General features: G+C 44.5%; 5 protein-coding genes. 4 read left to right on the forward strand and 1 reads right to left on the reverse strand.

All coding sequences use genetic code 11. The features are described from left to right. Nucleotides 1-304 precede the first annotated feature (304 nt). From AC5JMF_RS27430 to AC5JMF_RS27445, 4 genes are all read left to right on the forward strand, one after another. Nucleotides 305-1,237, forward strand: a complete 933-nt coding sequence (locus AC5JMF_RS27430; RefSeq protein ID WP_495798871.1) for a trypsin-like serine peptidase — start codon at nucleotides 305-307, stop codon at nucleotides 1,235-1,237. Between the two features lie 539 nt (nucleotides 1,238-1,776). Continuing rightward, complete coding sequence (locus AC5JMF_RS27435) at nucleotides 1,777-3,186, forward strand: glycosyltransferase family 2 protein (protein ID WP_495798872.1); 1,410 nt, start codon at nucleotides 1,777-1,779, stop codon at nucleotides 3,184-3,186. A 227-nt stretch (nucleotides 3,187-3,413) separates the two neighbouring features. Next, complete coding sequence (locus tag AC5JMF_RS27440) at nucleotides 3,414-3,557, forward strand: DUF6888 family protein (protein WP_495798874.1); 144 nt, start codon at nucleotides 3,414-3,416, stop codon at nucleotides 3,555-3,557. Beyond that, nucleotides 3,526-3,753, forward strand: a complete 228-nt coding sequence (locus tag AC5JMF_RS27445; RefSeq protein ID WP_495798873.1) for a DUF6887 family protein — start codon at nucleotides 3,526-3,528, stop codon at nucleotides 3,751-3,753. Before AC5JMF_RS27440 ends, AC5JMF_RS27445 begins: the two co-directional genes overlap by 32 nt. Before the next feature lie 102 nt (nucleotides 3,754-3,855). Here the strand turns inward: AC5JMF_RS27445 and gcvP are convergent, their stop codons facing one another. Next, nucleotides 3,856-6,834, reverse strand: a complete 2,979-nt coding sequence (gcvP, locus tag AC5JMF_RS27450; RefSeq protein WP_495798875.1) for an aminomethyl-transferring glycine dehydrogenase — start codon at nucleotides 6,832-6,834, stop codon at nucleotides 3,856-3,858. Between the last annotated feature and the right edge of the window lie 165 nt (nucleotides 6,835-6,999).

Here is a 6,999-nt window from a genome sequence, read left to right on the forward strand (position 1 = left end):
ATTGGGGATTGGGGATTGGGGATTGGGGACTGGGGATTGGGGATTGGGGACTGGGAATCAAGAGGACACGGGGACGCGGTGACGCGGAGAAACTTTTATGTACGTTCCCCCCATCACCGCGTCTCCCTCTCTCCGCGTCTTCTCCCTCATCCCCCGCTCACTGAGCGAAGTCGAAGTGCATCCCCTCTTTGTTACCGAAACAGAAACACGGACAAGTTTTGTGTGAAAGATTCGTAAGATCACAATAAAATTTCAGCAATATCTCTTAAATAGGGAATAGGGAATAGGTAACAGGGAGTTTCAGATGAAAAGTGTTTTGAAATCCAAAAAATTTATTTTTCCTTGCATAGCAATAATTAGTACAACCATTTTAGGAATTTGGGTGTCAGCATCTGCTCAACAAGCCCCAGTTAGTTTTACTAAAGTTCAAAATTCTCAGGAACTGAAATTACCAAGTAATCGAGAACCTTTCATACCTGCCAGACTTAGACCATCAGAAAAACCTAATGAAGATAGAGCAATAATTGGTTCCGATAATCGGATTCCCATGACTAATAGAAAACATCCATGGTCTGCTATTGGTAAAATTGAGGGCATTAGCAGCGATGGTGGTGTTTATAGCTGCACAGGAACGTTGATCGCTGATGATATTGTTTTGACAAATGCTCACTGTGTAGTTAACCCAGAAACTCGAAAAGTTAGTCAAGCGATCGCTTTTCTACCCAACTTAATTAACGGCGTCATTCCAGATAGAAATGATGTCGCCTACGCAACACAGGTTTATTACGGCACAGACTTTAAACGCGGAACTTTAGAGGATTATGTAGATGACTGGGCTATTATCAAACTGAATAAACCCCTCGGCATAAAATATGGTTATTTAGGTTGGAAATCTTTGCCATCTTCTACTCTTATTGGCAACACTAAAAAATTCTCTTTGGTCGGTTATTCTGGCGACTTCCCCAACCCAAGTAAAAAAGGATATGAAAATCTCACTGCTGGTGAAAGTATGACTGCCGGAGTGCATTTAGGATGCAGTATTTTACGCCAAAAAGATAATTTGTTTTACCATAACTGCGATACTACTGGTGGTGCCTCTGGAGGTGCAATTATTACTAATATCAATGGTAAATATTATGTTGTTGCGCTTCATTCTGGCTGGAATAAAGTAAACGGTTTAGTGTTAAATCGTGCAGTACCAATATCTCGTATCGATGAGTGGCTAAAACGAAATTAGTGGGGAGTGGGGAGTGGGGAGTGGGGAGTGGGGAATTGGGTAAAGAAAGTTAGAGATTGAAATTTTGAGTTTAACTTTCAGGCTCAAAGGTGCAACTTTCAGGCTCAAAGATGCAACTTTCAGGCTCAAAGGCTCAACGTTCAGGCTCAAAGGCTCAAAACTTACCTGATCTCCCTCACTCCTCTACTCCCTCATTCCTTACTCAGCACGGGCTACGCCCCACTACGCTAACAGCACTCCACTCTCCACTCCCTACTCCCCACTCCCCACTCCCCGCCTACACAAATAATCCTATGAACCAAGCCAGACCCTAACATATACAAAATTTTCGACTGCTAACAAGTGTAGTGATGTCGGTTACAATAAGGCTGCATCAGCTTTTATAAACACCAAGGGCAATGACACCAAAAATCCCCATCATGTGGTAGACGGTGTTATTTCTCTGGATTGTAACCGCAAGCTTTACAGTTTGATGTTACTTGGTTTAAGCTTGTTTATTTAGTATAAAAACCTACTGCTTTCTGACTGTTAAATAACCTATGCCAGCGAACTCCTGGCCCGACAAAGATCCTTATAAAGAGCTTGATCCGCTCCACTCCTTATTGTCTGAGTTATCAGCAGAGGAGTCAGATGTAGAGACAGATCCCGTGTTTCTATCATCCCGGTATCAAGGTCGTAGGCGTAAAGCCGCTCTAGTTTTAACTATCGTCTGGAGCGGCACTATTGTCCTGCATTTAGTTTCTTGGGGCACTATCTTTATACTAGGATTGACCACAATCCTTGGTCTTCATGCTTTAGTAGTAGTTTCTGCTCAACCAGGTCGCTCTCCAAAAAGAATGGAGGAGGAAGACTTGCCTTATGTATCTGTGTTGGTGGCAGCCAAAAATGAGGAAGCGGTCATCAGTAAATTAGTCCAGAATCTTTGTAATCTGGAATACCCAAATGGGCGATATGAAGTATGGATAGTTGACGATAATAGCACTGATAGTACACCACAGGTATTGGCAGAACTAGAGCAGAAATACGACCATCTCAAAGTATTAAGGCGTTCACCAGAAGCTATTGGTGGTAAATCAGGAGCATTGAATCAAGTACTGTCTCTGACAAAAGGTGAAATCATCGCAGTTTTTGATGCTGATGCCCAAGTAACACCAGATTTGTTGTTAGAAGTAATACCTCTATTTCAAAGAGAAAAAATAGGGGCAGTGCAGGTACGAAAAGCTATAGCCAATGCCAAGGAAAATTTTTGGACTAAGGGCCAAATGACAGAAATGGCGCTTGATACCTGGTTCCAGCAACAACGGGCTACTCTTGGTGGGATTGGTGAACTGCGGGGTAATGGTCAATTTGTCCGACGTGCAGCTTTGACAAACTGTGGTGGGTGGAACGAGGAAACAATCACCGATGATTTGGATTTGACAATCCGCTTACATCTGAAAAAATGGGATATCGATTGTGTATTCCACCCAGCAGTGCAAGAAGAAGGAGTCACAAACGCAACCGCGCTCTGGCATCAACGTAACCGTTGGGCTGAAGGCGGATATCAGCGCTATCTAGATTACTGGGATTTAATTCTGAGAAACCGCATGGGTACGCGGAAAACTTGGGATTTGCTAATGTTTGTGCTGATTATGTACATGTTACCCACAGCAACAGTACCAGATTTATTGATGGCGATCGCGCGGCATCGTCCACCAATGTTAGCCCCCGTAACTGGCTTGTCTGTTACTATGTCAATGATTGGCATGTTCACAGGCCTCAAGCGGATACGTCAAGACAAGAAATTCCAAGCTCACACGTCTTTGCTATTACTATTGCAAATGATCCGTGGCAATTTATACATGCTGCATTGGTTAGTAGTGATGAGTAGCACCACTGCTCGAATGTCAATCAGACCAAAGCGTTTGAAATGGGTGAAAACAGTCCATAAAGGCATGGAGAAAGCCTAGTGACGTGCTTTTGCAGCGTCTTGACATTAGAAGTATTAGGAAAAAACAAAGGTCAAAGGTAGAGAATTTTCCACCTTTGACCTTTTCTATAACGAATGAGGTGATTTCTCAACAGTTAAAAGCTTCAAGTCAAGGTATTTTCTACAGTATGGTGGTACTCGCTATTATATGAATGTTAATGTATGCCTACCATAGAACAGGCATTTGCTTGTGTCAGGGTTTGCCAAATGCTCTCAAATGGGTATCAGCTTATTCATGTGTTTCGGTACAATTCAAATACCAAGACGGTATTTATTCTTGCTGGTGTGACTGAAAGCTTAGAAATTTTGGTTTTCTCAAATGGACAATGGGGGTTTAATGATGAAACCTGACTTTAGCCGAATGACTCGTCAAGAACTGAGAGCGTATGTCCTTGCACATCGAGATGATGATGAGGCAATAGAGGCTTTGATAAAAAGGGGAAATCCTGACAGTCCGACCTATCCATTTCCTCAATCTGACGAGGATTTCAGAGAAATGGAAAAAATTCTTAAAAGAAAACTGGGTAGCAGTGGCGGCACGGTTTAACTTAATTCGTGATAGGGAATGGGGGATGGGGAATTAATTGGTATTAGTTATTTTTCCCTCTGCCTCCCCTGCCCCCTGCTACTCCCTCATCCCCCAATAACTTTACGCTGAATAAGCCTCCATAGGTAGACAAGAACAAACAAAATTCCTGTCGCCGAAGGCGGCGTCAATACGACCGACGGCGGGCCAGAATTTATGTTCACGAGTCCAAGGCGCAGGATAGGCGGCTTGTTCGCGAGAGTAGGAATGATGCCATTCTCCAGTGATGAGACTTTCGGCTGTGTGTGGGGCATTTTTCAAGAGATTATCTTGAGTATCCACTTTGCCTGATTCAATTTCAGCGATTTCTTGACGAATAGAAATCAAGGCATCGCAAAAACGATCTAATTCTTGCTTAGATTCGCTTTCTGTAGGTTCAACCATGATTGTACCTGCCACAGGCCAGGAGACAGTTGGGGCATGGAAACCATAATCCATAAGACGCTTGGCAACATCATCAATTTCGATGTTTGCTGATTTTTTGAGCGATCGCAAATCTAAAATACACTCATGGGCCACTAAACCGTTTTTCCCTTGATACAAAACCGGATAGTAATTCTCCAATTTCTTAGCGATGTAATTAGCGTTGAGAATTGCCACTTCAGTTGCTGCCGTCAAACCAGCAGCACCCATCATCGCAATATACATCCAAGAAATTACTAAAATACTGGCACTACCCCAAGGCGCAGCAGCCACAGCACCAATGTGTTGGGGACTGGGGATTGCTTCCTCTCTACTCCCTACCACAACATGGCCAGGTAGGAAGGGTACGAGATGGGCTGCAACGCCAATTGGCCCCATACCAGGGCCGCCGCCACCGTGGGGAATACAGAAGGTTTTGTGCAAGTTCAAGTGACAAACGTCTGCACCAATATCCCCAGGACGGCAAATTCCCACTTGGGCGTTCATATTCGCCCCATCCATGTAAACTTGTCCACCGTGAGTATGGACAATGGCACAAATTTCTTGAATTTCCTCCTCGAAAACACCGTGAGTCGAAGGATATGTCACCATCAAGGCTGCAAGTTGATGGCTGTGTTTTTCGGCTTTCAATTTGAGGTCATCGAGGTCAACATTACCCTGGGAGTCACAAGCCACTGCCACCACCTTCATCCCACACATCACTGCACTGGCTGGGTTTGTCCCATGTGCTGAGGTAGGAATCAAACAGACATTGCGGTGTGTTTCCCCTCGACTTTCGTGATACTGATGAATTACCAACAGTCCAGCGTATTCTCCTTGAGAACCGGCATTTGGTTGTAGCGAAATTCCCGCAAACCCGGTAATCTCAGCTAACCAAGCCTCAAGTTCCGCAAACAAAACTTGATAACCCTGCGTTTGGGATAGGGGTGCAAAAGGGTGTATCTTACCAAATTCTGCCCACGTCACCGGAATCATTTCCGATGTGGCATTTAGCTTCATCGTGCAAGAACCCAAAGGAATCATCGATGTGGTTAACGATAAATCTTTGGTTTCTAACTTATGCAGGTAACGTAATAATTCGGTTTCTGAGTGATAACGGTTGAAGACAGGGTGCGTGAGATAAGTACTGGTACGGTTGAGGGGGATATGGGGGGATGTGGTTCGACTTCGCTCACCAACCGGGGATGAGGGAGTGTTTTCTTCGGCTTCCTCTGGTGAGGTTAATTCTTCTGAGGTAAAGGGGAGGTTGTCTGTACCTGCGAAAATTTGCCAGAGGTCGATTAAGTCTTCTGGCGTGGTAGTTTCATCCAGGGATATACTGACGGTATTGGTATCAAAAATCCGAAAATTGATTTGACGTGCTTCTGCGGCTTTGAGAATTGTTTCTAGGTTGCGTTTTCCTAACTCTAAGCGCAGCGTATCAAAGAAATGATCGGAACTGACTTTGTAACCCAGACGCTTTAATCCTGCTGCCAAAGTTACAGTTAGGTGGTGAATATTTTCAGCGATCGCCTTGAGTCCAGCTGGCCCATGATAGACTGCGTACATACTCGCCATCACTGCCAATAGCACCTGCGCTGTGCAAATATTACTGGTAGCTTTTTCGCGGCGGATATGTTGTTCGCGAGTTTGCAATGCTAGACGCAACGCAGGCTTGCCTTGAACATCTTTTGATATACCCACAATCCGCCCAGGCACTTGTCGCTTATACTCTTCCTTTGTAGCAAAGTATGCTGCATGAGGCCCCCCAAACCCCAGCGGAATACCGAAGCGTTGAGTACTACCTACAGCAATATCAGCGCCAAATTCGCCAGGAGGCGTTAATAAAGTCAAACTTAAGGGATCTGCCGCTACCGTCACCAATGCACCCTTAGCATGGGCTTTTTCAATAAAAGCGCGGTAGTCGTAAATAGTACCATCACTTGCAGGGTATTGCAGAACCGCCCCAAAAATTGGTTGCTCAAAATCAAATGTTTGATGATCACCCACAATAATGTCAATTCCCAGGGGTTTAGCGCGTGTTTGCAAGACATCGATAGTTTGGGGATGACACTCGCGGGAAACAAAATAGCCATTAGCCTGATTTTTGGATACACCATAACTCAGACTCATAGCTTCTGCTGCGGCTGTGGCTTCATCGAGCAACGAAGCATTAGCAATTTCCAAACCTGTGAGGTCAATAATCAGCGTTTGGAAATTCAGGAGTGCTTCTAGTCGTCCTTGGGCAATTTCTGGCTGATAAGGAGTATAGGCAGTATACCAACCGGGGTTTTCTAAGATATTGCGACCAATCACAGGCGGGGTAATACAGTCGTAATATCCCATACCAATGAATGAGCGAAAAACCTGATTCTTAGCAGCAATTTTTTTTAACCTTTCGAGTGCTGCGTACTCGCTTAGTGCTTTTGGTAACTGTAGCGATTTATTTAGCCGGATTGCCTGCGGTACAGTTTTATCGATGAGGTCATCAAGACTAGAAACCCCCAATATATCAAGCATTTGCTTAATATCATCCGAGTTAGGGCCGATATGTCTTTGCGTAAAATTACTAAATTCTTGACTCTTGTCGTCTTTGATCTGGCGATCGCTAGACTTCGGAACAGAGGCGAAAGATACCACAAATTGCTCTCCAGACGCAACTATTTCATATTTTGCAATAAATACTCCTAATAAGTTAGAGGGAATTGATTTTTTCTTGGGAATTGGGATTGGGGACTGGGGATTGGGGGCTGGGGATTGGGGACTGGGGATTGGGGACTGGGGATTGGGGACTGGGGATTGGGG

Source organism: Desmonostoc vinosum (genome assembly GCF_059505385.1).